At 70.3% G+C, this 25,129-nt stretch carries 21 protein-coding genes; 12 read left to right on the top strand and 9 right to left on the bottom strand.

Annotated elements, in window-relative coordinates:
- Positions 1-10: 10 nt before the first annotated feature.
- The 3 genes from E1202_RS21555 to E1202_RS21545 form a co-directional block, all read right to left on the bottom strand.
- Entirely contained in the window at positions 11-481 is a 471-nt protein-coding gene (locus E1202_RS21555; RefSeq protein ID WP_132684956.1) for a pyridoxamine 5'-phosphate oxidase family protein, read from the bottom strand.
- A gap of 100 nt (positions 482-581) precedes the next feature.
- Entirely contained in the window at positions 582-863 is a 282-nt protein-coding gene (locus E1202_RS21550; protein ID WP_207918846.1) for a hypothetical protein, read from the bottom strand.
- A gap of 474 nt (positions 864-1,337) precedes the next feature.
- Positions 1,338-1,892, bottom strand: coding sequence for an SCP2 sterol-binding domain-containing protein (locus tag E1202_RS21545; protein ID WP_132684955.1), 555 nt, complete (start codon positions 1,890-1,892; stop codon positions 1,338-1,340).
- Between the two features lie 119 nt (positions 1,893-2,011).
- On the opposite strand from E1202_RS21545, the gene E1202_RS21540 reads away from it, so the two are divergent.
- Positions 2,012-2,689: a TetR/AcrR family transcriptional regulator gene (locus E1202_RS21540; RefSeq protein ID WP_132684954.1), complete on the top strand. Its 678-nt coding sequence runs from the start codon at positions 2,012-2,014 to the stop codon at positions 2,687-2,689.
- A 48-nt stretch (positions 2,690-2,737) separates the two neighbouring features.
- Here E1202_RS21540 and E1202_RS21535 read toward each other — a convergent pair whose 3' ends face one another.
- Together E1202_RS21535 and E1202_RS21530 are read right to left on the bottom strand one after the other, a co-directional pair.
- Positions 2,738-3,574: a MaoC/PaaZ C-terminal domain-containing protein gene (locus E1202_RS21535; protein ID WP_132684953.1), complete on the bottom strand. Its 837-nt coding sequence runs from the start codon at positions 3,572-3,574 to the stop codon at positions 2,738-2,740.
- Between the two features lie 14 nt (positions 3,575-3,588).
- The gene (locus tag E1202_RS21530) at positions 3,589-4,920 is read right to left on the bottom strand and encodes a 3-oxoacyl-ACP reductase (RefSeq protein ID WP_132684952.1); all 1,332 of its coding nucleotides are present in this window, start codon (positions 4,918-4,920) and stop codon (positions 3,589-3,591) included.
- A gap of 126 nt (positions 4,921-5,046) precedes the next feature.
- Here E1202_RS21530 and E1202_RS21525 point away from each other — a divergent pair, with 126 nt between their 5' ends.
- Positions 5,047-6,324: an acetyl-CoA C-acetyltransferase gene (locus tag E1202_RS21525; protein WP_132684951.1), complete on the top strand. Its 1,278-nt coding sequence runs from the start codon at positions 5,047-5,049 to the stop codon at positions 6,322-6,324.
- A 314-nt stretch (positions 6,325-6,638) separates the two neighbouring features.
- Positions 6,639-7,829: an ATP-binding protein gene (locus E1202_RS21520; RefSeq protein ID WP_132684950.1), complete on the top strand. Its 1,191-nt coding sequence runs from the start codon at positions 6,639-6,641 to the stop codon at positions 7,827-7,829.
- A 392-nt stretch (positions 7,830-8,221) separates the two neighbouring features.
- Here E1202_RS21520 and E1202_RS21515 read toward each other — a convergent pair whose 3' ends face one another.
- The 3 genes from E1202_RS21515 to E1202_RS21505 all read right to left on the bottom strand — a co-directional run bounded on the left by E1202_RS21515 (position 8,222) and on the right by E1202_RS21505 (position 10,791).
- The gene (locus tag E1202_RS21515) at positions 8,222-8,542 is read right to left on the bottom strand and encodes a hypothetical protein (protein WP_132684949.1); all 321 of its coding nucleotides are present in this window, start codon (positions 8,540-8,542) and stop codon (positions 8,222-8,224) included.
- A 141-nt stretch (positions 8,543-8,683) separates the two neighbouring features.
- The gene (locus tag E1202_RS21510; RefSeq protein ID WP_328591007.1) at positions 8,684-9,361 is read right to left on the bottom strand and encodes a phosphotransferase family protein; all 678 of its coding nucleotides are present in this window, start codon (positions 9,359-9,361) and stop codon (positions 8,684-8,686) included.
- A complete protein-coding gene (locus tag E1202_RS21505; protein ID WP_328591006.1) occupies positions 9,358-10,791 on the bottom strand; it encodes an MFS transporter in 1,434 nt (477 codons plus the stop codon). The genes E1202_RS21510 and E1202_RS21505 overlap by 4 nt, the downstream gene beginning before the upstream one ends.
- A gap of 72 nt (positions 10,792-10,863) precedes the next feature.
- On the opposite strand from E1202_RS21505, the gene E1202_RS21500 reads away from it, so the two are divergent.
- Positions 10,864-11,775, top strand: a complete 912-nt coding sequence (locus E1202_RS21500) for a LysR family transcriptional regulator (protein WP_132684948.1) — start codon at positions 10,864-10,866, stop codon at positions 11,773-11,775.
- 2 nt (positions 11,776-11,777) lie between these two features.
- Here E1202_RS21500 and E1202_RS21495 read toward each other — a convergent pair whose 3' ends face one another.
- A complete protein-coding gene (locus E1202_RS21495) occupies positions 11,778-13,652 on the bottom strand; it encodes an arabinofuranosyltransferase (RefSeq protein ID WP_165943931.1) in 1,875 nt (624 codons plus the stop codon).
- A 130-nt stretch (positions 13,653-13,782) separates the two neighbouring features.
- Here E1202_RS21495 and E1202_RS21490 point away from each other — a divergent pair, with 130 nt between their 5' ends.
- From E1202_RS21490 to E1202_RS21455, 8 genes are all read left to right on the top strand, one after another.
- Entirely contained in the window at positions 13,783-15,675 is a 1,893-nt protein-coding gene (locus tag E1202_RS21490) for an NHL domain-containing thioredoxin family protein (protein WP_207918844.1), read from the top strand.
- 205 nt (positions 15,676-15,880) lie between these two features.
- Positions 15,881-16,201 carry a GroES family chaperonin gene (locus tag E1202_RS21485; protein ID WP_132672051.1) on the top strand — a complete coding sequence of 107 codons (321 nt, stop codon included), beginning with the start codon at positions 15,881-15,883 and terminating at the stop codon, positions 16,199-16,201.
- A gap of 88 nt (positions 16,202-16,289) precedes the next feature.
- On the top strand, positions 16,290-18,377 hold the full coding sequence (locus E1202_RS21480) for a VanW family protein (protein WP_132684945.1): 2,088 nt from the start codon (positions 16,290-16,292) through the stop codon (positions 18,375-18,377).
- Positions 18,378-18,895: 518 nt separating this feature from the next.
- Positions 18,896-19,714 (top strand): basic amino acid ABC transporter substrate-binding protein, encoded by an 819-nt coding sequence (locus E1202_RS21475; protein ID WP_132684944.1) that lies wholly within the window; start codon positions 18,896-18,898, stop codon positions 19,712-19,714.
- A 111-nt stretch (positions 19,715-19,825) separates the two neighbouring features.
- Positions 19,826-20,656, top strand: coding sequence for an amino acid ABC transporter permease (locus E1202_RS21470; protein ID WP_235878818.1), 831 nt, complete (start codon positions 19,826-19,828; stop codon positions 20,654-20,656).
- On the top strand, positions 20,653-21,405 hold the full coding sequence (locus E1202_RS21465) for an amino acid ABC transporter ATP-binding protein (RefSeq protein ID WP_132684943.1): 753 nt from the start codon (positions 20,653-20,655) through the stop codon (positions 21,403-21,405). Before E1202_RS21470 ends, E1202_RS21465 begins: the two co-directional genes overlap by 4 nt.
- Positions 21,406-21,793: 388 nt before the next feature.
- Positions 21,794-24,070, top strand: coding sequence for a translocation/assembly module TamB domain-containing protein (locus E1202_RS21460; protein ID WP_132684942.1), 2,277 nt, complete (start codon positions 21,794-21,796; stop codon positions 24,068-24,070).
- Positions 24,071-24,236: 166 nt separating this feature from the next.
- The gene (locus E1202_RS21455) at positions 24,237-25,115 is read left to right on the top strand and encodes an SGNH/GDSL hydrolase family protein (RefSeq protein WP_235878816.1); all 879 of its coding nucleotides are present in this window, start codon (positions 24,237-24,239) and stop codon (positions 25,113-25,115) included.
- Positions 25,116-25,129: the final 14 nt, after the last annotated feature.

Here is a 25,129-nt window from a genome sequence, read left to right as displayed (position 1 = left end):
GGGGCGCCCCTCACGTGCGTTTGAAGACCCGAACCCCCTGGTCCGGGGACCACGAGGTGATCACCAGGTGGGTCTGGTCGTCGGAGAGCTCGGTGGTGACGACCTCGGTGATCGCGCAGCGGAAGAGGTGGGCGTCGGCCTGCGGCGGCTGAACCTCGGCCACCCACGCGGCCTGCTCGTCGCCGGTGACCTCGACGGCCACGCCGGAGATCTTGACGTCCGGTTGGGACATCGTCCCGTCTCCGGGGTTGGTGTGGAGCGCGAAGCGCCCGTCGCGCTGCAGGTCGCGGGCTTTGCGGGCGCCGGGCATCGACCCGAACGTCAGGTCTCCCCGGTACCAGCCGGCCTCCGTGCCGCTCACGCGCGGCGAGCCGTCCTCGCGCAGCGTCGCCAGCACGTGGTGCCGCATCGACTCCAACCGAGCCCGAGCGGCCGAGGCCAGCTCAGGTGCGCGTTCAGCGAACTCCTGCCATCCGGTCATGCCGATCAGAGTGGCAGGTGGCACCGACAGAGCCAGGGCAGACGAACGGCCCGCTCCCGCCATCCCCCGGATGCGGTGCGGGCCGTTCAGCCAAGTCTGGTCAGTTCCCCTTGCGACGGCGTCCGCCGCGGCGGGATCCGGAGTTACCGGAGCTCGAAGATCCGGAACCGGAAGCGGAGCCTGCCGACACGGCGACGGGTTCTCCCGCCTCCGCCGAGGTCTCCTGCTCGGGCTCCTGGGACTTCTGCTCGTCGTACTCGCGGAGAAAGTCGAACGCGTGCTTGTCGAAGTCGTGGATGTCGATCTCCGGCAGTTCGCCGAGCTCGTTGTTGAGCTGCTTGAAGATCGGCGTTTCCACCTCAGGGGTCGTCAACTTCTTCACCGCTTCGCCCTCCCGTTCGTCATCGAAGCGTTGGCCGAGCCGAGCTCTCCCCGCGGAGCTCGTTCGATGAGCTCGGGACCTCGCGGTCCTTCGCTCACCGGTGGGACGCGTGCCGCCGCTCATCCTGACGCGGCGGCACGCGGTTCATCCAATCGGATCAGTGCCCTCGCACCTGCCCACGCACATGGTGCAACAGCGATCACGATCCGGCCGGATGAATCGATCTCACACATCCGCCAGGCCGCATACTGCCCTCTACCTCGTCAACATCGGTACCCCTTGTGCAATTCCGCACCGTGTCATATGCCACTGACCTGCGGTTAACCTCGTGAACAAGTTGATCTGCTAAAGGGGGCGCGATCGGGAGAACGCGAACGGACCGGCTCCGCTTTGGGGTGGGGAGCGCGGTCCGTTCGCTGGGTGCCGGGTCGCCGTGGGGGGCTTTTCCGCCGACCCGGTGTCCGAGGGGGAGGGTCACGCCTTCGGTATCTGGAAGAGCTTGGGCAGGTTGACGGCGAATCCGATGTCGCCGGCGATCCGGACCCGCCGCGCCATGACCAGCTTCGGCGCGGTGGTGTTGCCGGAGGTCAGCTGCAGGAAGTCCAGCGGGACCATGGTGATGGTGACCGTCGCGGCGTCGTGCTGGGAGTCCTTGGTCACCTGGCAGCGGCCGTCGCTGAGCGCGCACTCGTAGTGCAGCAGGTCCTCGCCCTTGCCGATCCGCCAGTTGACCACCGCGTGACTGCGCTTGGCGTGTTCGGGCTGGTAGTGCTCGCTCATGCGCCGGAAGATCTCGTCGATGATGCTCTCGCGCAGTTCGGGCCTGGCGAGCACGGCGTTGAGCTGGTCGTCCGAGGCGCGCGAGATCAGCCGGGCGAACTGGTCGGGGGTCAGTTCGCTGAGGTCGAGCCCGTCCTCGGCGGCGGATTCGGAGGCGGCGCGCAGCAGCTGGACCAGCTCGGCCTTGTCGATCTCGCGCGGGTCGACGTGGGCGAGGGTCGCGATGGGGTCCGACGGGGATTGCGGCATCGCTGCCCACCTCCATTACCTACCGGAGAGTAAGACTACGCACGAGTAGGTTGGCGGGCAAGGCACCGGAGTGGAGTCGCTCCACTAGCCTGAGGCGGATTACCAGGGTATGAGGTGAGATGGAAGATCATCGGGACAGCGAGCGCCCGCGTTCCCGGCGTTTGCCGAGGGCTGTTCGCGAGCGGCAGATCCTCGACGCCGCTGTGGAGGTGTTCGCCAAGCACGGTTTCCACAACGCGTCGATGGACGAGATCGCCGAGACCGCGAGCATCTCGAAACCGATGCTCTACGCCTACCTCGGTGCCAAGGACGAGCTGTTCGTCGCCTGCGTCCGCCGCGAGGCCGCGAAGCTGGTCGAAGCCATCGGCGCCGACATCGGGACCGGCCTGGCCCCGGCCGACCAGCTCTGGCACCGCCTGCACATGTTCTTCGAGTACGTGCACGTCAACAAGGCGGGCTGGCAGCTGCTGCACCGCCAGGGAGACGTTCCCGGCGAGCCCTACGTCCAGGAGCTCTCCGAATGGCGGGAGCGCGCCACCGAGCTGATCGCGGCGCTGCTCGCCGAGGCCACCACCGATCAGCCGCAGCCGATGCAGCCCGAGCAGACCGAACCGTTCGCCGCGGCCCTGGTCGGCGCGGGTGAAGCGCTCGTCGAGTGGTGGTTCCAGCACCCCGAGTTCACCGCCGAGGGCATGGCCATGCGCCTGATGAACATGCTCTGGCTCGGCTTCGGCGAGCTCGTCGAGGGCCGCTCCTGGTTCCCGGCCTCCCAGACCCAGAACTCCACCGGCTCCTGACCGCAGCGCCCCCGCGACGGCGCTGCGCGTCGCGGGGGCGCGGTCGGATCAGCTCGTGATCGAGCCCGTGAGGTGCGGCTTTCCGGAGCGCGAGTGCAGGGCGAAGTCCCAGCCGGAGCCCGTCGGGCGCATCGTGAAGTCGGCCTTCGACGGCAGCAGCAGCGGCTTGGCGAAGTCGACGTCCACCGTGAACGCCCCGGGGAGTCGGCCCTCCAGCGCCGCCAGGCAGCGGGCCTTGGACCACATGCCGTGCGCGATCGCCTTCGGGAAGCCGAAGACCTTCGCGGTCAGCGGGTGCAGGTGGATCGGGTTGCGGTCACCGGACACCGCCGCGTACTCGCGGCCGATGTCGGCGGGCACCCGCCACGTGCCCGAGGCCGCGCCGGGCTCGATCTCCCGGCGCCGCTGCTGCGGGGCGTTCTCGTCCCGCTTGCCCACCCGCAGGTAGGTGCTGGTCTCCCGCCACACGACCTCGTCGTCGACGCTGGTCTCGGTGACCACGTCGAACTGCTTGCCCTTCGGGTGCGGGCGCAGGTCGGCGACCCGGACCGTTTGCGTCAGCTCGTCGGTGACCAGCAGCGGCCGGTCCTGCTGGATCCGGTTGGCCACGTGCACCAGGCCGACCAGCGGGAACGGGAAGCCCTTGTCGGTCATCAGCTGCACCGACGCCGGGAACGACAGGATGTGCGGGTAGGTGATCGGCAGCTCGTCGCGCAGCCGGAATCCGCAGACCCGGTTGTACTCGGCGAGCTCCGCGGGATCGATGGTGATGCCGCGCCGCACGTACTCGGTGTCGGGCAGCTCGCCGCCCCGGCGGGTCGGGCCCGTCGCGGCGGCCTTGAGGTACAGCGACCCCAGGTTCGGAGCGGTGGAAAGTTCCGGCATGTCCTCTCCAGACCTCAGGCGCCGAGCAGGCTCTGGCCGCAGACCCGGACCACGTTGCCGTTGACACCGGCCGACGCGGGGTTGGCGTACCAGGCGATGGTCTCGGCGACGTCGACCGGCTGGCCGCCCTGCGACATGCTGTTCATCCGGCGACCGGCCTCCCGCACGAACAGCGGGATCGCGGCGGTCATCTTGGTCTCGATGAAGCCCGGCGCGACCGCGTTGATGGTGGCGTCCTTCTTCGCGGCCAGCGGCGCGGTGGACTGCACGTGCCCGATCACGCCGGCCTTCGACGCGGCGTAGTTGCCCTGGCCGACGTTGCCCGCGATGCCGCTCATCGACGACACGCAGATGATCCGGCCCCCGGCGCGCAGCGGGGAGCCCTCGCCGAGCAGCTTCTCGTTGATGCGCTCCTGCGAGGTCAGGTTGACCGCGAGCACCGAGTCCCACTGGGCCTCGCTCATCCGGCCGATCGTCTTGTCCCGGGTGATGCCGGCGTTGTGCACCACGATGTCCAGGCCGTCGTGCCGCTGGCTGAAGTGCTCGGCGAGCTTGGCGGGGGCGTCCTCGGCGGTGATGTCGAGCTGGAGCGCCGAGCCGCCGATGCGGTTGGCGACCTCGCTGAGGTCGCCGCCCTGCGCGGGCACGTCCAGGCAGACCACGTGGGCGCCGTCGCGCGCCAGGGTCTCGGCGATGGCCGCGCCGATGCCGCGGGACGCGCCGGTGACCAGCGCGATCTTGTCCTGCAACGGGCGGTCCTGGGCGATCTCCGGCACGTCGGCCTTGCCGATGCGGACGACTTGGCCGGACACGTAGGCGGACTTGCCGGACAGCAGGAAGCGCAGCGTGGAGTCGGTGGCCTTCTCGGCGCCGTCGGCGACGTGGACCAGCTGGGAGGTGGCGCCGCGCTTGAGCTCCTTGCCCGCGGTGCGGGTGAAGCCCTCCAGCGCGCGCTGAGCGGTCGCCGCGCGCGGGTCGGACAGGGTTTCCGGTGGCGTGCCGAGGACGATCAGCCGCCCGCAGCGGTCGATCTGCCGGATCGCGGGCGCGAAGAAGTCGTACAGGGCGCGCAGGCCCTCGCTGGAGGTGATCCCGGTGGCGTCGAAGACCAGGGCGGCGTAGCGCTCGTCGTCGGCGCGCTCCTTGCGGACGTCGGCACCGACCTCCTGCAACGTCGCGCTCAGCGAGTCGGCGAGCCGGCCCGAACCGCCGAGCAGCACCGGCCCGGTGATCAGGGGCTCGCCGGGCGTGAAGCGGCGCAGCGGGGTCGGGTCGGGCAGGCCAAGCTTCTTGACGAACTGGCGCCCGAACGCGGACTGGGTGAACTGCTGGTATCGATCGGACATCTCTGGACACTCCCGAGGAGGCGGTTCATGAGGGTTCGGACACGAAGTCGCGCGGTCACTCGACGGCTAACCTACCCGCGAGTAGATTAGATTGGCCAGGAACGAACCAGCAACGAGGGAGTAGGCATGACCACCGTTCGGCGAGTCGCGATCCTCGGCGGCAATCGGATCCCGTTCGCGCGATCCGGCGGTCCCTTCGCTCGCGCGTCCAACCAAGACATGCTCACCGCCGCGCTCGACGGGCTGGTCGCGCGCTTCGGCCTTGCGGACAAGACCGTCGACGAGTTCGTCGCCGGTGCCGTGCTCAAGCACAGCCGCGACTTCAACCTCGCCCGCGAAACCGTGCTGGGCTCCAAGCTCGACCCTCGCACGCCCGCCCACGACGTGCAGATGGCGTGCGCGACCGGGCTGGAAGCGGTCGTCTCGGTCGCGAACAAGATCGCGCTCGGTCAGATCGAGGTCGGCATCGGCGGCGGTGTGGACTCCGCCAGCGACGCCCCCATCGCGGTCAACGACGACTTCCGCCGGGTGCTGCTCAAGGCAAACCACGCCAAGACCACCGGCGCCAAGATCAAGGCGCTGGCCGGCGCCCGGCCGCAGCACGTGGTGCCGGAGATCCCGCAGAACTCCGAGCCGCGCACCGGCTTGTCCATGGGTGAGCACGCGGCGAAGACCGCGCTGGCCTGGGAGATTACCCGCGAGGCGCAGGACGAGCTGGCCGCGCGCAGCCACCACCGGCTCGCCGCCGCCTACGACCGCGGCTTCTTCGACGACCTGATCACCTCGTTCCAGGGCGTGGCCAAGGACCAGAACCTGCGCCCGGACAGCTCGGTGGACAAGCTCGCGAAGCTCCAGCCGGTGTTCGGCAAGGGTGAGGGCGCCACGATGACCGCGGGCAACTCGACCCCGCTGACCGACGGCGCCTCCACGGTGCTGCTGGCCAGCGAGGAGTGGGCCAAGGCCAACAACATCCCGGTGCTGGCCTACCTGTCGGACATCGCGCCGGCCGCCGTCGACCACGTCAGCGGCGACGAGGGCCTGCTGATGGCCCCGGCTTACGCGGTTCCGAAGCTGCTCGACCGCAACGAGCTGCAGCTCGGCGACTTCGACTTCTACGAGATCCACGAGGCGTTCGCCTCGCAAGTGCTGTCGACGCTGAAGGCCTGGGAGGACCCGGACTTCTGCAAGAACCGCCTCGGCCGGGACAAGGTCCTGGGTGAGATCGACACCGCGAAGCTCAACGTCAACGGTTCCTCGCTGGCCGCGGGGCACCCGTTCGCCGCGACCGGTGGCCGCATCGTCGCCACCCTGGCCAAGCTGCTGGCGGAGAAGGGCGAGGGCAAGGGCCTGATCTCCATCTGCGCCGCAGGCGGTCAGGGCCTCACGGCGATCGTCGAACGCTGACGCTCCTGGCCTGACGCGAAAGCCCCGGTGCACCCCGATCACCGGGGCCTTCGCATGTCCATCGGGTCGTATACCGATCTCTAGGAAAATCCCTACACAACCGGATACGTCCCGAACGTCCCGATCCGGAGCCTGGACATTTCAGCGGAAACCGGGGTTCCGATTTCAGTGGAAGTCGGGGACCGGGTTTCCACTGAAGTCCGGTCTCCGATCTCCACTGAGATCCGGGACCGGGCGGGGGGGCGAACACGCCTGTACCGGAATCTCGTCAAGTATCGAATCTGAGCTAGAAACGCGGATACAGTCCGACGGTTATGGACCCGGTCCGCAACCCCTTCGCCCCCGGCGCCGGACAGCGACCGCCTGAACTGGCCGGACGCGCTCGCGAGCTGGACGCCTTCGACGTCGTGCTGGAACGAGTCGCCCGCGGTCGTCCGGAGCGGAGCCTGGTGCTGACCGGACTCCGCGGCGTCGGCAAGACCGTGCTGCTCGGCGAACTGCGCTCGATGGCGGTCCGCCGCGGCTGGGGTGCGGGCAAGGTCGAGGCGCGTCCGGAAGCCGGTCTGCGCCGGCCGCTGTCGGCCGCGCTGCACCGCGCGATCCGCGACCTGGCCGTCCGCCACCGCGCCCCGGACCGCGTCGAGGAGGTCCTGGCGGTGCTGAAGGCGTTCGCGCTGAAGGCCAACCCGGCCGACGCGAAGCTGCGGGACCGCTGGCAGCCGGGCATCGACGTGCCCGCCGCGGTGGGCCGGGCGGATTCCGGCGACATCGAGATCGACCTCGTCGAGCTGTTCACCGAGGTCGCCGACCTGGCCGCCGATGTGGGCACCGGCATCGCGCTGCTGCTCGACGAGATGCAGGACGTGCAGGCCGAGGACGTCTCGGCGCTGTGCGCGGCGTGCCACGAGCTGTCCCAGTCCGGTGCGCCGCTGGTCGTCGTCGGTGCCGGACTGCCGCACGTGCCCGCCGTGCTGTCGGCCAGCAAGTCCTACTCCGAGCGGCTGTTCCGCTACGTCCGCATCGACCGGCTGGACCGCTCCGACGCCGACCGCGCCGTGATCGCGCCGATCGAGCGCGAGGAAGCCGAGATCACCCCGGCCGCGCTGGACACGCTGTTCAGCGTCTCGGGCGGGTACCCGTACTTCGTGCAGGCCTACGGCAAGGCGACGTGGGACGCGGCCGTGCGCACCGAGATCGCCGAGGAGGACGTCCGGCTGGCCGCCCCGGAGGCGGAGTCGGAGCTGGCGGTCGGCTTCTTCGGCTCCCGCTACGAGCGGGCGACCCCGGCGGAGCGGGAGTACCTGCGCGCCATGGCGGAGCTCGTCGAGGGCAAGGACGAGCCCGCGCCCACGGCCAAGATCGCCGAGTACCTGGAGCGACGGCCGTCGTCGCTGTCGCCGGCCCGCGACGCGCTGATCAAGAAGGGCCTCGTCTACTCCGGGGAGCGCGGGCAGATCGCCTTCACGGTCCCCCACTTCGGCCGCTACCTGCTGACCCAGGACTAGGAGCTGTTGAGGAATCGCTTAGCGCAGCGGAGCGGGCTGAGTCCCACACCTGAAGCAGCGGCTCCGCCGCTCCTGGTGGCCCATCGCGATCTCTAACCCCGTATAGGAACAACGCTAGATCGCCGAATACGGGGCGATGGACGGCCAACATCGACACGAGCCGTGCGGGTTCGACGACCCTCCGCCGCCGGGGCGGGTGAATAACAGTGACCTGAAACACATCGTGCAACGCGTGTAACGAACCCAGGGTGGGTGTCGATATTCATGATGACCCCGCGGTGCTGTCGGACCCCCGACCTGGCAGCATCGCGGGGCTTTCCAATTTCCGGGGTCCTTCAACCCGGCCCCGAAGCTCGGGCAGATCCCCGCCTCCACCGCCGTGAGCAGCGCGTTCATCCTGGATCCGGTCTCGTGCGCGGTGAACGCCGCGAGCACTTCGCCGCTCTCAGCCCTGCATCTCGTCGAGGACGAGGACTCGGTCGTCCCAGTAGGTGCGCTCGACTCGGCGGGTCGTTCTGGTCGAGGTGCTCCGCCCAGAGCATGAAGTACGACCAGTCCGGCTGGGCGTCGAGCAGCTCGGGCGCGGGAACCGCACCGACCTCGCCGAGCGCGATCGGACGACCGGCGGCCGCCTGCCGCATCGCGTCGTAGTCGGCCTGCGACGGCGTCGCCTTCTCCCAGATGTCGATGCTGGCGACGTCCACCCCGGTCATCGCCGGGCCAAGTAGTCCCGCAGCCCGGTGATGCCGGAGTCCTTGACGTTCCAGTTCCACCACGGGGAACGGCGTTGGCGGGTATTCGCCGCGGACTGCTCCGATCGCCGATCCCGGCCCGAGCGCGAGGGGGTCACCGGTTCAGCCGCTCAGACCCCCGGCCGGCGGAGTGGTCCGCCACTGCTCGATGGCGGGCCGCACGGCGTCGGCGAGCATCGGCAGTTGCGGCACGAGAGCCAGGCACGCCACCGACCGCAGCGCCCCGACGGCGTTGACGAACCGCAGCACGCGCTGGTCGAGCCGCCGCAGGCCCAGCGACCGGGCGCGGGCGTCGTAGGCCGCCTCGCACTCGGGACCGAAGGCCGCCAGGTCCCACTCGACCGGGCCGAGCGTGACCAGCTCGAAGTCCGCGTAGAGCTCGCCGTCGGGAGTGCGGACGATGTTGAACGGCGGCGCGTCTCCGTGGATCGGCTGCAGCTCCGCTCCGAACTCCGCCTCGAACGCCTCGCGGGAGCTCACCAGCGGTTCCAGCACCGCCCACTCCCGCCGGGCGCGGTCGAGATCGGCCGGGTCCAGCAGATCTCGCCGCGCTTCGAGGTCGACGAGGGCATCGCTGATCATCCGGGGTTCGGCGGCCGACAGGAACGGCAGCTCGCCGGGGTACCCGCGCAGCGCCTGGTGCAGGTCGGCGACCAGCCCGGCGTTGCGCGCGCAATCGGGTTCGGCGGCGTCGAGGATCTCGGTGAACCGCCAGAACGTCATCGAGAACCCGTCGCGCTGGACGGGTTCGGCGGGCACCAGCGGACTCGGCGGGATCACGGGGTGCCCCTGCTCAGCCAGCCACGCCACCACGTCGAGCTCGGTGCGCTGCCGCGTCGTCTGGACCGCGATGCCGCTGGACCGGGGCAGCACCACCGGCGCCCGGACGACCACCGGAGCCGGTGCGAGGTGCACGACGACGGAGAACAGGTCGTGCAGCACGCGCCCCGCTCACGTCGAGGCCGAGCTCCCGGCCGGCGGTCACCGCCGCGCTCACCGCTCGTGAAGTGCGTTGTCGATCGTCCGCTCGCATCCCGCTGATGTTGCCGCGCGGAGCGACCCGGCGCGAGCGATTTTGCGATCAGCAGCGTCAGCAGCGCGAGCGCGGCCGCCGCGACCGCGACCCAGGACGTCGCCGTGCTCAGCGGTTCTCCGAGCGCGATGATGCCGACCGCGATCGCCGGGCACCCCGCACCCAGGTAGAAGGCGAGGTAGAGCGCTCCGGTGATCGCGCCGCGCTGCGCCGGAGGTGCCGTCCGCTCGACGGCGGCGGCGGCGCCCCCGTAGGCCAGTCCGTGCCCGGCGCCTGCCGTGACGGCTGCGACCAGCGTGACCAGCGGGGAACCGCCACCGGCCAGTGCCAGCAGCACGAGGCTGACGAACAGCGCGCGCAGCCCGTGCAGCTGCGCGCGGTGCGCTCCCCAGCGGCTCACGAGCGGCTGGGTCAGCACCGAGCAGATCAGGACCGCGCCGAGCACGGAGCCGGACACCGCCAGATCGGTGTGACCTGCGCGGTCGAGCAGGGCGGGGATCAGGGAGAGGAACAGGCCGACCGCGGTCCAGGCGAGGAACCCGGTCGCGGCGGAGACGCCGAACACCGACCGCACGCCCGCCGGGATCCGCGGCCGGGTCGGCCGCCACCGGCCGCTCGGCGCGGAGACGGGCAGGGCGGAGACGCGGGACCAGCCGTACCCCAGCGCCACCAGGTGCAGGACGAAGGGCAGCATGAACGGCGCCGGGGCGTGCTCGGCGAGCACGCCGCCCACGATCGGCCCGGCGGCGGTGCCGGCCACGAACGCCGTGCTGGCCAGCAGCGCACCCCGCTCACGGGCGTTCTGGCTGATCAGCACGCTCGCGGCGCCGGTCGCCGTGCCCAGCGCGATGCCCTGCGCGGCACGCCCGGCCACCAGCCACAGCGGACCGGAGGCGAGAGCGAAGCACAGCGAGGCGACGGCTCCCGCGATGAGGCTCGCGCGCAGCACCGACCGCGGGCCCACGACGTCGGTCGCCGGTCCCAGGAGCAGCAGAGCAGGTGCGCTGACCAGTGCGAACGTGGCGTAGATCAGCGTCATGGACAGGTCGCCGAACCCGAAGTCGTGCTGGTACCCGGGCAGCAGCGGGCTCGGGAGGTAGGCGCCGATGGTGAGCACGACGAGGACGTAGAGGCCGGTGTGGGTCGAGCGGGACGGGGCGGGAGCTGTGAGCGTCACGGTGCCAGCTTGCCGAGGAAGAATGCTGAGGAAAACCAAACGTTTCTCGCCAAGACCGTGCAAAATGGCCGTATGATCGATCCTCGGCTCAAGGTGCTGCAGATGGTCTCCCACCACGGCACCGTCACGGCCGCCGCGGGCGCGCTGAACTACACGCCCTCGGCGGTGTCGTACCAGCTCCGCCAGCTCGCCGACGAGCTCGGAACGGAGCTGGTGATCCAGTCCGGCCGCGGCATCAGGCTCACCGCCGCCGCCCGCACCGTGCTGCGCCACGCCGAGGTGCTGCACGCCCAGGTCGAGCGCGCCTACGCCGAGCTCGCCGCCACGGCCGAACAGCCCAGCGGCTCGTTCGCGCTGTGCGGCTTCTCCACCGCCGCCACCCGCCTGCTGCCGCCGGCCGCGGCGGCGCTGCGCGAGCACTACCCGCAGGTCCAGGTCCGGGTGATCGAGGCCGAACCGGCGCGCTGCTTCGACCTGCTGCTCTCCGGCGACGCCGACCTCGCTCTGGTGATCAACATCGCGGACCTGCCGCCGTCCGCGGATGAGCGCTTCGAGCAGCAACAACTCCTCGACGACCCGCTGGACCTGGTGGTGCCGGTCGGTCATCGGCTGGCCGAGCGCTCCCGGGTGTCGCTGGCCGACGTCGCCGACGAGCAGTGGATCGTCGGACGCCCCGGCAGCACCTACCACCAGCTGGTGCGCGCCGCCTGCATGTCGGCGGGGTTCAGCCCGAACGTCGCGCACTACGCCGACGAGTGGGACACCGGAACGGCTCTGGTCGCGCACCACTTCGGCATCATCCTGGTCCCTCGCCTGGCCCGCCTGCACGACTGGCCGGTCGTGCGCGTCCCCCTGCACGGCGAACCCGCCCCGGCCCGCAGGATCCTCGCCGCCACGCGGCTCGGCGGCAGCAGCCACCCGCTCGCCGAAACGGCGCTCGCCGCGATCACCACCACGGCGAAGACCCTGCTGCCCACGCCCTGAGCTCAGCGCACCCCGATCACCGCGAACGGGCCCACGTCCTGCCGGACGAACCCGGGCGAGTCGAACAGGGCGGGGTCGAACCGCACGTCGTAGACCTGCACGTTGGGCTGGTGCGGGAACGCGTCGTGGGACAGCCTGATGTGCAGGCCGTCCGGTTGCCGCCGCAGCACGAACGCGTTCGGCGCCGCGAACTCGCCGCGCCGCAGCAGCTCCCGCAGCCTGCCCGGATCGCCGGCTTGGGCCCACCGGGAGATCGCGGCGGAGCGGTCCTCGTACCGGGACAGCGGGTTGGCGTAGTGCGGCGTCTCCTGCTGGAAGCCCCAGAACGGCGCGAACGACAGCAGCGGGTAGTGAGCCGTCAGCAGCACGGTGTCCGAGGGCTCGCGGCCGGTCGTCTCGCGCACCGCGCGCAGCAGGTCGTCGTGCCAGGCGCCGTCCACGGCGGGGTCGTCCTGGCGCTGCGCGTTGCTGCCCGTCGGGTAGTAGTCAGTGTAGGCGGGCTGGGCGGCCTCGGCGATCTCGGAGGTCAACGCCGTTTCCACGACGCCGACCGAACCGGCCAGTCCCAGCAGGAACGCCAGCGCCGCGGCCTGGACCCGCACGCGCTCCGGCACCAGCGGCAGGATCCGCCGCCGCAGTTCCAGCAGCCCCAGCACACCGGCGACGGCCAGCGCCACCTCGAGCACCACCGTCACGCGGAACGCCAGCAGCGTCGTGTGCGCTGCGACGGCCACCGTCGACAGCCCGAACCACAGGTAGACCACGCCGGTGAGCACCAGCAGCGCCGCGGCCACCTCGCTGTGCCGGAAGGCCAGCACCGACCAGCAGAAACCGGCCAGGCACAGCATCCCGAGCAGCGAGGGTTCCAGGAACGGCAGCGGCGGCACCGATTCCGGTGGCAGGTAGTTGTTCGCCGCTCCCGCCGACGGCGCCCCGCCCAGCCGCGCCACCAGGAACGGTCCCCAGCTGATCAGCGCCACCAGCCCGGCGACCGCGCCGATCCCGAGCACGCGGGGCGCGAGTTCGCGGGCGGGACGGATCCGCCGCGCGGCGAGCACGACCGCCATCGTCACCACCACGGCTGTCGCGAACGCCAGGTGCAGGGCGTAGGTCAGTCCCGCGAAGCCGAGGAACACCCCCACGCCGATGACGGCCCCGACGTGCCGGTGCGCCCGGCAGCGCAGCAGGTGCCAGGCCACGACGGCGACCGGCGGGAGCCAGGCCGCCGCCATCCACGCGTACGGCTCGTCGAACCCGTGCAGCAGCCCCGACAGACCGGTGGCGACGGCGGCGAGCACCGCGATCCGCCGACGCAGGACCGCGCTCCACAGCACGAAGGCGACGACCGCGGTGACCGCGACGGTCATCAGCGCGAACGGTTTGAACGCCGCCCAGGCGGGCATGCCGGTCAGCTCGGCGAAACGCCCGCCGAGCCAGAACCAGCCCGCCGGGTAGTACGGCGGCAGATCCGCGTAGTTCATGTCCGCGAGCACCGGCGAGTCCGCCAGCCGCGTCAGGTACTGCGTCCGGAACATCTGGTCGATCGAGGTGCCGCCGTAGTAGAGCCGGGTCGGCTCCAGCGGCCACGCCAGCACGGAGGTGACCAGCGCGGACAGCGCCACCCACACCGCGGGGACTGGCGTGCGGCTCGCCGCGCCGAGCAGCGCGCCGCCGAGCAGCAGCGCGAGCAGGACGGCCGCGCCGGCGGTGGCCGCGACCTCCGGCAGGGCGGTCGGCTCGCTGAGCCCGAACCGCGCGATCGGCAGCTGCACCGCCAGGCTCGTGACGGCCGCGACGACGACCGCCGCCCCCAGCTCACCGATCAGCAGCACCGCCGACCGCGACCGAAGACACCCCTGCGCAGCCGAATGTTCCACGATCAAGTGACCTTAGGTGGTCACACCCGCACGCCGAGCGCGCAAACGGAGTCCCTCATCCGCCCGATCGACCCAGCGGCCCGCACCCCTTGCCGCCCGCGATCAGCAGTGAGGCGCGACTCAACAAAACATGCCCCTGGGAACAGTCGTCGCAGGGGTGTTGTTGACTCCGGTTGTGAGTGTTGAGCAGCAGAAACGTCGGGGTCGGGTTCGTGCCGCCGAGCTGGTGGGGCGGCAGTGGTTGAACACCGGGGGCAAGGAGCTCCAGCTCCAGGACTTCCGGGGCAAGGTCGTCGTCCTGGACTTCTGGACGTTCTGCTGCATCAACTGCCTGCACGTGATCGACGAGCTCCGCCCGCTCGAAGCCGAGTTCGCCGACGTGGTCGTGACCGTCGGCGTGCACTCGCCGAAGTTCGAGCACGAGGCCGATCCGGACGCCCTGATCGCCGCCGTCGAGCGCTACGCCGTGCACCACCCCGTGCTCGACGACCCCGAGCTGACCACCTGGCAGAACTACGCCGTCAAGGCCTGGCCGACGCTGGTCGTCATCGACCCCGAGGGCTACGTCGTGCACGTCGCGGCCGGTGAGGGGCACGTCGAGGCGCTGCGCAGCGTGATCACCGAGGTCGTCGCCGAGCACGAGGCCAAGGGCACCCTGCACCGCGGCGACGGCCCGTACGTGCCACCGCCCGCGCCGGAGACCACGCTGCGGTTCCCCGGCAAGGTCATCGCGCTGAACAGCGGGAACCTGCTGGTCTCGGACTCGGCGAACCACTCGCTGGTGGAGTTCGAGCCCGACGGCGAGACCGTGGTGCGCCGCATCGGCACCGGTGAGCGCGGACGCGCCGACGGCGTGCAGCCGACCTTCGCCGAGCCCGCCGGGCTCGCGGCGCTGCCGGACGAGGTCGCGGCGGCGGTCGGCTACGACGTGGTCGTCGCCGACACCGTGAACCACCTGCTGCGCGGTCTGCGGCTCTCCGACGGCACCGTGACGACCCTGGCCGGCACCGGCGAGCAGTGGCGGGACGGGTCCGACAGCGGCCCGGCGCTGGAGACACCGCTGACCAGCCCGTGGGACCTCGCGTGGTGGGAGCCCGCCGGGGGCGTGGTGATCGCCATGGCGGGCAACCACACGCTCGGCTTGTTCGACCCGAGCACCGGCGAGGTCCGCCGGTTCGCGGGCACCACCGTCGAAGGGCTGCGCGATGGTGCAGCTGACCAGGCGTTCTTCGCGCAGACCTCCGGTCTCGCCGACGGCGGCGACCGGCTGTGGATGGCCGACTCGGAGACCTCCGCGCTGCGCTGGGTGGAGGTCGACGGCGACGGCTTCGCGATCCGCACCGCCGTGGGCACCGGCCTGTTCGACTTCGGCCACGCCGACGGTCCGGCGGGCGAGGCGCTGCTCCAGCACCCGCTGGGCGTCGCCGTGCTGCCGGACGGTTCGGTCGCGGTCTGCGACACCTACAACGGCGCGATCCGCCGCTACGAGCCCGCCACCGACGAGGTGACGACGCTGGCCACCGACGTCTCCGAGCCCTCCGGCGCGGCCGTCGTCGACGGCGAGCTGGTCGTGGTCGCCTCCGCCGCCCACCGGCTGGAGCGCCCGGTCCCGCCCGGCCTGGCCGCGAAGCTGATCAGCGGCGCGTCGCAGCAGGTCAAGCGGCCCGCGACCGAGATCGCCCCGGGTGAGGTGGAGCTCGCGGTGGTGTTCACGCCGCCGCCGGGCACCAAGCTCGACGAGCGCTACGGGCCCTCCACCCGCCTGGAGATCACCTCCACGCCCGAGGACCTGCTGGTCGAGGGCGCGGGCGTGGGCACCGACCTGACGCGTCGCCTCGTGCTGGCCGACGGGATCGAGCACGGCGTCCTGCACGTGGTCGCCCAGGCCGCCAGCTGCGACGACGACGATGAGGTCGAGCACCCGGCGTGCCGGTTGACGCGGCAGGACTGGGGCGTGCCGGTCACGATCTCGGTCGGCGGCCCGGACCGGCTGCCGCTGGTGATGGGCGGTCTCGACGCCTGATCGGCGCTGCCGGGGTGAATTGAGACCTATCTGGTATTCGAGCTCGAAACCCCTGGTCATGGGGATGTGGACGGGGTCGCTCTCGGTTGGGGGCGGCCCCGTCGTCGCGCGCTGCCCAGGAGAATCGCGAATCGCGTGGTCAAGGCCGTGTTTTGAGGGCCCCCTGGCCCCCGGGTCACCCGGTGGTGGCAAGTAAACTTTTCGGGTGACCGATGCCAAGCTCGAAATCCAGATGCTGCACGACAGGGTCATGGTGCGCATCGCCGCTGAATCCGGAGAACGCCGCAGCAGCGGCGGCATCGTGATTCCGGCGACCGCGCAGATGGCCAAGCGGCTGATCTGGGGAGAGGTCTTCGGCGTGGGAAGTCACGTGCGGACCGTCAAGGTCGGCGACCAGGTCCTGTTCAACCCCGACGAGCAGTTCGAGGTCGAGGTCCAGGGGCAGGCGTACCTGGTGATGCGGGAGCGGGATCTGCACGCCGTGGCCACGGAACAGACCGAGCAGGGCACGGGCCTGTACCTGTAGTCGGCGCCCCGCGCCGGGATCCCGGCGAGCGCGGGCGAGCGAGCACTTCCACGCCCCCACCGCACGACCGACAGGAGAAGGGGAAGCGGTGCCGGAAAACCACGACAACCGCCCTGGTGCGGACCCGTCCACCGAACGGCTGCGCACCGACTCGGACCAGCGGAACGCGTCCGACGCCGAGACCACGCAGGCCTGGCCCGTCCAGGACCCCCAAGCCCAGGGCGGAGCACCCGCGCCGGAGTCGGACAGCGAGCGCACCCAGCAGATCGCCGCGCTGCCCGCGGACTTCAGCGGCTTCCCCATCGGCGCCACGCAGACCATCGCTGCCGTCGGCTCCGATGAGCCCACGGGCTACCACGGTGCCGAGCAGACCAATCCCGGTGCGACGCAGATGTTCGGCGGCCAGCAGGGCGGCGTCGGGGGCAGCCAGCTGGGCTGGAACACCTCCGACGAACCCACGCCCGCCGACGAGAAGCGGCAGAAGCTGCTCAAGGGCGGTCTGATCGCCGGTGCCGCCGCCGCTGCGCTGGTGCTGCTCTACGTCGGCGACCTGCTGTTCACCAGCGGATCGCTGCCGCGCGGCACCGTCGTCGCCGGTGTCGACGTCGGCACCCTCGACCCGGCCGCCGCCGAGAGCAGGCTCCGCGACGAGCTCGAACCCGGCCTGAGCAAGCCCGTGCGGCTGCAGGTCGGTGACCGCGGCGCCACCGTCAAGCCCGACGAGGTCGGGTTGCAGATGGACTGGGCCGAGACCGTCAAGAAGGCCGACGACCAGCCGCTGAACCCCTTCACCCGGATCGGCTCGCTGTTCAGCACCCACGACGTGACCCCGGTCAGCCGCAGCGACCGCGAGCAGCTGGTGGCCGCGCTGCAGGAGGTAAGCCCGCAGCTGGGCCTGGAGCCCACGGACGGCAACATCCGCTTCGAGGGCACCACGCCGATCCCGGTGAACCCGGTGCCCGGACAGAACCTCGACATCCAGCACGCGGCCGACGCGGTGCAGGCCGAGTGGGCTGAAGGCCGGCCGATCTCGCTGCCGGTCACCCAGCTCCCGGTGAGCACCACCAGGGAGGGCGTGCAGAAGGCGCTGCACGAGATCGCCGAGCCCGCCGTGGCCTCGCCGGTGACCGTTCGCGGTCAGGGCAAGAACGCGACGCTGGCTCCGGAGGTGATCGCCGAGGCGCTGCGCTTCACCCCCGACGGTCACGGCGGCCTGAAGGCGAGCCTCGACGGTCCCGCGCTGGTGGGCGCCATCGAACCGCAGCTGCGCGACACCATGAAGCCCGGCAAGAACGCCGAGATCAAGCTGGAGAGCGGCGCTCCGGTCGTGCACCCGTCGGAGGACGGCGTCGGCGTCGACTGGGAGAAGAGCCTCGCACCGCTGCTGGACACCCTGCGCAAGCCGCAGCAGCGCGCGATCCAGGCGGTCTACGTGCCGGCTCCGGCGCAGTTCACCACCGACCAGGCCAACCAGCTCGGCATCCGCGAGGTCGTCGGCGAGTTCCAGACCGGCGGTTTCGAACCGGCTTCCGGCGTCAACATCCGCCGGGTCGCCGAGCAGGTCAACGGCGCGGTGCTGCGCCCGGGCGAGACGTTCAGCCTCAACGGCTACACGGGACCGCGCGGTGTTCCGCAGGGCTACGTGGAGTCGGGGATCATCGAGGACGGTCACCCGGGCAAGGCCGTCGGCGGCGGCATCTCGCAGTTCGCGACCACGCTGTACAACGCCTCGTACTTCGCGGGCATGAAGGACGTCGAGCACAAGGCGCACAGCTACTACATCAGCCGCTACCCGGCCGGTCGCGAGGCCACGGTGTTCCAGAGCCCGAACGGCAAGAGCATCATCGACGTGAAGTTCAAGAACGTCTCCAAGAGCGGCATCATGATCACCACGGAGTGGACTCCGTCGTCGATCAAGGTGAAGCTGTGGGGCACCAAGCAGTTCGACGTGCAGTCGTCGACGGGCCCGCGCACCGAACCGACGCCGCCGACCGAGAAGCCCGGTCCGGCCACCGGTCCGTGCAGCCCGAGCAAGGGCGCGCCGGGCTTCACCGTCGTCGACACCCGCACCATCCGGGACATCACGACCGGCGAGGTCCGCACGGAGAACCAGAAGGTCAAGTACAACCCGCAGCCGATCATCCACTGCCCACCGCCACCGCCACCGCCGCGCTGATCAGTGACGACGAGGGCCTCTCCCGCTCCGGGAGGGGCCCTCGTCGTCATGGGGACAAGTCGACATCCCCGGCGGGGCACTTGTCGAGATGGGTGCGAGCGGGCGGCCCCGGTCCGAACCGCCCGTGATCGAAGTCCCCTTTCGTCCGGACAGTTCGGACAGCTCGGGCCGCAACCGCCCCCGGTGCCGAGGGTGGCGGGATGTCGACATATCGGTCGGCAGGGTTCCGATTCGGCCACTGTGCGTGGTGATCGGTGGGGCTCGGACCGTGGTGGTGGACACAGACCTGCGGGGTTCGGGCTGGTGAGGAGGCTGTGGTTCTGGTGCGAAAGCGGCGCGAGCGCCGAAAATCCTTTCGCTCGGCCGGTCCTGGTGAGGCAGGTTTGCCGCGCGGTGGCCGACGGGTTGATCGCGGTTTTCGACGAACTTGATGGATTCGCAACACGAGGTATTGGGTTTACGTCCGATCGAGTGGCACCATTCGAGCACCCGCGTTCTCACCTACTAGGAGTTACATCGTGGCGCGTCGCAGAACCCTCCGTGCGCTGGCAGTGCTGCCCGCGCTGACCCTGGCTGTGGCAGTGACAGGTTGTGTCGAATCCACGACGAGCGGCGGTGCCCAGGGCGGCGGCGAACTGAGCCTCATCGCTCCCGGTTCGCTGACCACCTGCACCCACCTCCCCTACGAGCCGTTCCAGTTCCCCGGCGAAGGCGGCAAGATCGTCGGCTTCGACGTCGAGCTGGTCGACCTGGTCGCGCGCGACCTCGGTGTGCAGCAGAAGATCGTCGACGCGCCATTCGACGAGGGCATCCAGTCGGGTGAGTCGCTCAACAGCGGTCAGTGCGACGTGGCCGCCGCCGCGATGACCATCACCGACTCCCGCAAGCAGAACCTGGACTTCTCCGACCCGTACTTCGACGCGGAGCAGGCCCTGATGGTCAAGAAGGGTTCGGGATTCACCGACCTGTCCCAGCTGCGCGGCAAGAAGCTGGGCGTGCAGGTCGGCACCACCGGCAAGGACTACGCCGAGGCGCACAAGGCCGAGTTCGGCTACGAGGTCGTGGACTTCGACGACCTCGCGCTGCAGCAGACCGCCGTCAAGACCGGTCAGGTCGACGCCGCGATCAACGACAACGGCGTGCTCTACAACTTCGCCAAGAACAACCCGGACACCGAGGTCACCAAGGAGTTCGTGACCGGCGACAAGTACGGAATCGGTGTCCGCAAGGGCAACACCGCGCTGCTGACCAAGGTCAACGAGGCTCTCGCCAAGGCCAAGCAGTCCGGAGAGTACGACCGCATCTACGAGAAGTGGTTCGGCAAGAAGCCGGAGTGACCCGCTGATACGTGGCACCTCGGGGCCGGCGTCGAACACGCCGGCCCCGAGCGGTGCAGCGGGGCCGCGAACACCGTCGCGGTAGCCCGCCGGACACATGGAGAGAAGTCGATGACAACCGAGATCGAGCGGCCCAAGGTAGGCATGGGCCGACGACAGCGGGCGCGGCTCAACCTCGGCATCCAGTACGCGGTGCTGGTCGTGCTCGCCCTGCTGGTGATCTTCATCGCGGACTGGGGTTCGATCGGCCGGGCGTTCTTCAACGTCGAGGTCGCCCAGGCCCAGTTCCCCGACGTGATCACCACCGCCCTGCTCAACACCATCATCTACACCGCGGTGGGCTTCGCGTTCGGCCTCGCCCTGGCGATCGTGCTGGCGCTGATGAAGATGTCGCCGGTCGCCCCCTACCGGTGGATCGCCACCGGCTACATCGAGCTGTTCCGCGGACTTCCCGCGCTGCTGGTGTTCATCGCGTTCGGCTACGGCATGCCGATCGCCTTCGGGCTGAAGTTCAACAACCTCTCGACCGTGATGCTCAGCCTCGGCCTGGTCGGCGCCGCCTACATGGCCGAGACGATCCGGGCGGGCATCCAGGCCGTGCCGAAGGGGCAGGTCGAGGCGGCCCGCTCGCTGGGCATGTCCTCGAGCCGCACGATGGTGACCGTCGTGCTGCCGCAGGCCTTCCGGATCATCCTCCCGCCGCTGACCAACGAGCTGATCCTGCTGACCAAGGACTCCTCGCTGATCTACCTGCTGGGTCTGTCGGTCGGCCAGTACGAGCTCGCCAAGTTCGGGCGCGGCGCGCTGAACCAGTACCAGTCGCTGACGCCGATCCTGATCGCCGGTCTGTGCTATCTGATCATCACGATTCCGCTGTCTCGCGTTTCCGACCTGCTGGAGCGCAAGTTCGGCGGCGTCCGGACCAAGGGGGCCACCAAGTGAGCGACGTGATGATCGAGCTCTCCGGGCTGAGCAAGTCCTTCGGCTCGCTGGAAGTGCTGCGCGACATCGACCTGCAGGTCCAGCGCGGCGAGGTCGTGTGCGTCATCGGACCGTCCGGGTCCGGCAAGTCGACCCTGCTGCGCTGCGTGAACCTGCTGGAAGAGCCGTCGGCGGGCACGGTTTCGGTCGACGGCACCGAGCTGACCGACCCGGACACCGACCTCGACGGCTCCCGGCGTCACGTCGGCATGGTCTTCCAGCAGTTCAACCTCTTCTCCCACCTGTCGGTGCTGGAGAACCTGACGGTGGCGCAGCGCAAGGTGCTGGGGCGCTCGAAGGAGGAGGCGGAGAAGGTCGCCGAGGAGAACCTGGCCAAGGTCGGGCTCTCCGAGAAGGCCGGCTCGATGCCCGCGCAGCTCTCCGGCGGTCAGCAGCAGCGGGTCGCGATCGCGCGGGCGCTGTCGATGAACCCGCACGTGATGCTCTTCGACGAGCCGACCTCGGCGCTGGACCCGGAGCTGGTCGGCGACGTGCTCGGCGTGATGCGCCAGCTCGCCGACGAGGGCATGACGATGCTGGTGGTGACCCACGAGATGCAGTTCGCCCGGGAGGTCGCCGACCGCGTCCTGTTCATGGACGGCGGCGGCATCGTCGAGCAGGGCCCGCCGGCCGAGGTCATCGGCAATCCGAAGGAGGAGCGCACCCGCACCTTCCTGGCCCGGGTCCTGGATCCGATTCATACGGATTAGGTGGCTGCTTTGCGTGGCGGTGCGGGTGGGGAACCTCGGACGTCCTCTGGCTCCGGGATCCGCGACTTGAGTATGTCGAATACGCGGCGCTGCGGCTGTCCTCCCCAGCGAACGTCTGAGAACCCCCGGCGGTGCCGGTTGCTGAGGTGGGGCAAGGAGAAAGCACCTTCGGTGCTTGCCTGACGTGGGATGGCTTGAAGTTGATCTGCGTTGAGCTGCGGGCGGCCCCGGCGTGTTGGTTTGCGACACGCCGGGGTCGTTTCACGTGGAACGGGAGTCAAGTACGCCATCCCGGTGTTTTCCGGCGCGGGACGAAACCTGTTGTCGTGGTGAGACGTCCTAATAGGTAGATGATCGACGACGCGTCACGCGGTTTCGGGGGCTACGGGTGCCTAGCGGCAAGGTGAGGGAGAACGGCAACGGTCCGCTGACCGCGGCCGAGCGGCGAGTGGACGAGTTGCTGCGGCAGGGCAGACCGGAGACGCCGGAAGGCGAACCGCTCGACGTGCTGGCCGAGGAGTTCGAGCCGGACAAGGAGGTCCGCGGCGAGTTCCTCACGCGGCGGCTGGTCGACTCGCCGGACGAGGCGAGCTGGCGGCCCTTCACCAGGAGGGCCCGGCAGCAGCCGGTGATCCTCATCGAGGACGCGGTGATCAGCGGCTGCCTGGACCTGCGCGCCGCCGAACTGCCCTACCTGCTGGAGTTCGTCCGCTGCCGGTTCCTCGAAGCGCCCGACGTCCGGCAGGCGTCGTTGGCCGGACTGGTGCTGCGGAACTGCCTGCTGCCGGGGATGCAGGCGCGGAACCTGCGCACCACCAGCGACACCCACCTGCTGCACTGCACCAGCCGCGACGGCGTCATCGACCTCGCCGACGCCGAGCTCGGCGGTTCGCTGCTGCTCAACGGCAGCGACCTGAACAACCCCGGCCGCCGCGCCATCTACGCCGACCGGCTGACCGTGGCCGGGGCGATGCTGGCGATGGGGATCACCGTCGCGGGCGAGATCCGCATCCCCGGAGCCAAGATCGGCGGCAACCTGACGCTGGCCGGTGCCACGCTGCGGAACCGGGGCCGGTTGGCGCTCAACGCCAACGGCATCCAGCTCGGCGGTTCGCTGCGCTGCGACGCCGACCCGAACACCGGCAAGTCCTTCACCGTGGCCGGGCTGGTGTTCATCCCGAGCGCGAACATCGCCGGTGATCTGCGGATGCGGGACGCCGTGCTGGAACCCGGGATGAGCCCGCCCAGGCGCGGCGAGTCGCCCTACGACGACCCGACCAGCACGCTCATCGCCGACCGCAGCCACGTGCACGGCGACGTCGAGATGGACGAGAACTTCCGCAGCGGCGGGACGATCCGCATGGTCAGCGCCCGCATAGAGGGAGACCTGCGGTTGTCCGGCGCGCAGATCGACCTGACGTGGGCGCAGTCCGCGCGGGCAGCGGTGGACCGCTCGCTGCGCGCCCTGCACATCGACGGCACCGAGATCCGCGGCAACCTCGCGGCGGGCCGGGTCAACGTCTGGGGCGAGTGGCGGATGACCGACGTCCAGGTGCACGGCAGCTTCCAGCTCAACCGGGCTCGGCTGACCGGTGCGCGCACCGACGTGCTGCAGGCGAGCCGGATGACCGTCGGCAGCAACTTCGACTGCCGGGAAGCCGACATCAGCGGGTCGATCCAGCTGCAGGGCGCCTCGATCGGCGCCAACCTCGACCTGCGGGCCAGCGAGCTCACCAAACCCGCCTGGCACCGCCACAAGCTCGCCTACAAGCCCTCGGTGGACCTGCGCGGAGCGCGGATCGCGCGGGACCTGGTGTGCGCCTCGGGCGTCCGGCCGTTCCTGGCCGAAGGCGAGGTGCAGCTGCGCCGGAGCGAGATCGGCAGGCAGGCCAACTTCTGGGGAGCCCGGCTCGGAGACGGGTTGAGCCGCAACGCCATCAACGGGTTCGGCCTGGTCGCCCAGGAGCTGACGCTCAGCGTCGAGGACCCGCCGAAGGGCCGGATCCTGCTGCGGCAGGCCCAGTGCGAGCTGCTCGCCGACAACGCGCGGCTGTGGGAGGCCAGCGGCGGGGTCGACGTCGAGGACTTCAGCTACGACAACTTCACCGACAGCGTCGAACCCACCGACGTGGACAAGGTCAAGGAGCGGCTGGCCTGGCTGCGCGCCAACTCCGGCGACCGCTACCAGCCCGGGTCCTACGACCAGCTCGCGCACGTCTTCAGCGGCAACGGCAACGAGGAGCACGCGGTCACGGTGCTGATCGAGAAGCAGCGCCACCGCTACAAGGCGATCGCGGCCTCGACCCGGCCCGCGTTCCGCCCGCCGGTCCGGTTGTGGAGCCTGCTGCAACTGGCGACGGTCAGCTACGGCTACCGGCCGCTGCGCGCGCTGATCTGGCTGGTGCTGCTCACGGCCGCCGGCACCACGTGGTTCTCGGTGCACGGACCGCTGCAACCGGTCAACGACGAGGACCACCCGCACTGGAGCCCGCTGCTCTACACCGTCGACCAGCTGGTCCCGATCATCAACCTCGGCCACGACGTCATGTGGCGGACGCAAGGTCCGTCGCAGTGGATCACCGTCGCGCTCATCGCCGCGGGCTGGATCCTCGCCACCACGGTCGCGGCGGGCATCACCAGAGCTCTCCGCCGCGACATCCAGTGACCCCGCACCCGCCGAGGCGGCTGGATTCGAACTTCGCGCGAAGTTCGAAAAGGCCCGCCCCTTCGGGGGATTCCTGCCCTCCGTGCGGGTGGAATCCGGTTGTCGCGAGCTGATCTCGTGCTCAGATCGAGGGGTTTGGTCGCCTTGATCGGCTCGGGAGGTCTTCGTGGCGGGGTTGCGGTTGCCGGTGCTCGCCGGTGTCGGCGTGATGGCGTTGCTGTCGGCGGGAGTTCCCGCCGCGGCGCAGGAGGACGCGTTCGAGTACGTGGCGATGGGTGATTCGGCGGCGGCCGGCCCGCTGGTGCCGGGCCCGGACCCGCACCTGCTGTGCTTCCGCTCGGCGAACAACTACCCGCAGGTCGCGGCGGCCCGGTTGGGCGCGCAGCTCAAGGACGTGACGTGCTCCGGCGCGGAGACCGAGGACTTCTCCGGTCGCCAGCACCACGTGCTCCTTCCGCAGTACCACGCGTTGAGCGAGACCACCGATCTGGTCACGGTGACCATCGGCGGCAACGACATCGCCCTCGTCCAGGCGGCGGTGTCGTGCCTGAACGCGTTCCCGGAGCCGGTCGGCTCGTCCTGCGCGGACGGTTTCACCGCCAACGGCGACGAGTTGGCCGAGCGCATCGACGAGTTCACCCCGGACTTCGACGAGGCGCTGGAGGAGATCACCGACCGGGCGCCGCACGCGCGGGTCGTCGTGGTCGGCTACGGCACCTACCTGCCTCCGGGCGGCTGCTACCCGAAGCAGCCGATGTGGGCGCGCGACGCCGACTACATCCAGTCCACTGTGGACCAACTCAGCGCCAGGCTCGGTGACCGGGCTCGCGCGCACGGCGCGACGTTCGTCGACCTCGGCCCGGTCAGCGAGGGGCACGACGTCTGCCAGGCGCCGCAGGACAAGTACTTCGAGGGCGTCGTGCCGACCTCGTGGGCCGCTCCCCTGCACCCCAACGCCAACGGCATGACGGCCTTCGGCAACGCCGTCGCCGACGCGGTGTCCGAAGAGCTGCCGACCCGCGTGCGAGCGGCGCAGGCCAACTGATCGGCTGGGTGAGA

This window comes from Saccharopolyspora karakumensis, from assembly GCF_004349225.1.
In the GTDB taxonomy this organism is placed as follows: Bacteria; Actinomycetota; Actinomycetes; order Mycobacteriales; family Pseudonocardiaceae; genus Saccharopolyspora; species Saccharopolyspora endophytica.
This window is presented reverse-complemented; position numbering and strand designations above follow the sequence as displayed.

What these genes read in the sequence shown, in the direction of transcription:
- E1202_RS21555 (WP_132684956.1), bottom strand. Translation starts at nt 481, where the DNA reads ATGACCGGATGGCAGGAGTTCGCTGAACGCGCACCTGAGCTGGCCTCG.
- E1202_RS21545 (WP_132684955.1), bottom strand. Translation starts at nt 1,892, where the DNA reads ATGCCGCAATCCCCGTCGGACCCCATCGCGACCCTCGCCCACGTCGAC.
- E1202_RS21540 (WP_132684954.1), top strand. Translation starts at nt 2,012, where the DNA reads ATGGAAGATCATCGGGACAGCGAGCGCCCGCGTTCCCGGCGTTTGCCG.
- E1202_RS21535 (WP_132684953.1), bottom strand. Translation starts at nt 3,574, where the DNA reads ATGCCGGAACTTTCCACCGCTCCGAACCTGGGGTCGCTGTACCTCAAG.
- E1202_RS21530 (WP_132684952.1), bottom strand. Translation starts at nt 4,920, where the DNA reads ATGTCCGATCGATACCAGCAGTTCACCCAGTCCGCGTTCGGGCGCCAG.
- E1202_RS21525 (WP_132684951.1), top strand. Translation starts at nt 5,047, where the DNA reads ATGACCACCGTTCGGCGAGTCGCGATCCTCGGCGGCAATCGGATCCCG.
- E1202_RS21520 (WP_132684950.1), top strand. Translation starts at nt 6,639, where the DNA reads ATGGACCCGGTCCGCAACCCCTTCGCCCCCGGCGCCGGACAGCGACCG.
- E1202_RS21515 (WP_132684949.1), bottom strand. Translation starts at nt 8,542, where the DNA reads ATGACCGGGGTGGACGTCGCCAGCATCGACATCTGGGAGAAGGCGACG.
- E1202_RS21500 (WP_132684948.1), top strand. Translation starts at nt 10,864, where the DNA reads ATGATCGATCCTCGGCTCAAGGTGCTGCAGATGGTCTCCCACCACGGC.
- E1202_RS21490 (WP_207918844.1), top strand. Translation starts at nt 13,783, where the DNA reads ATGCCCCTGGGAACAGTCGTCGCAGGGGTGTTGTTGACTCCGGTTGTG.
- E1202_RS21470 (WP_235878818.1), top strand. Translation starts at nt 19,826, where the DNA reads ATGACAACCGAGATCGAGCGGCCCAAGGTAGGCATGGGCCGACGACAG.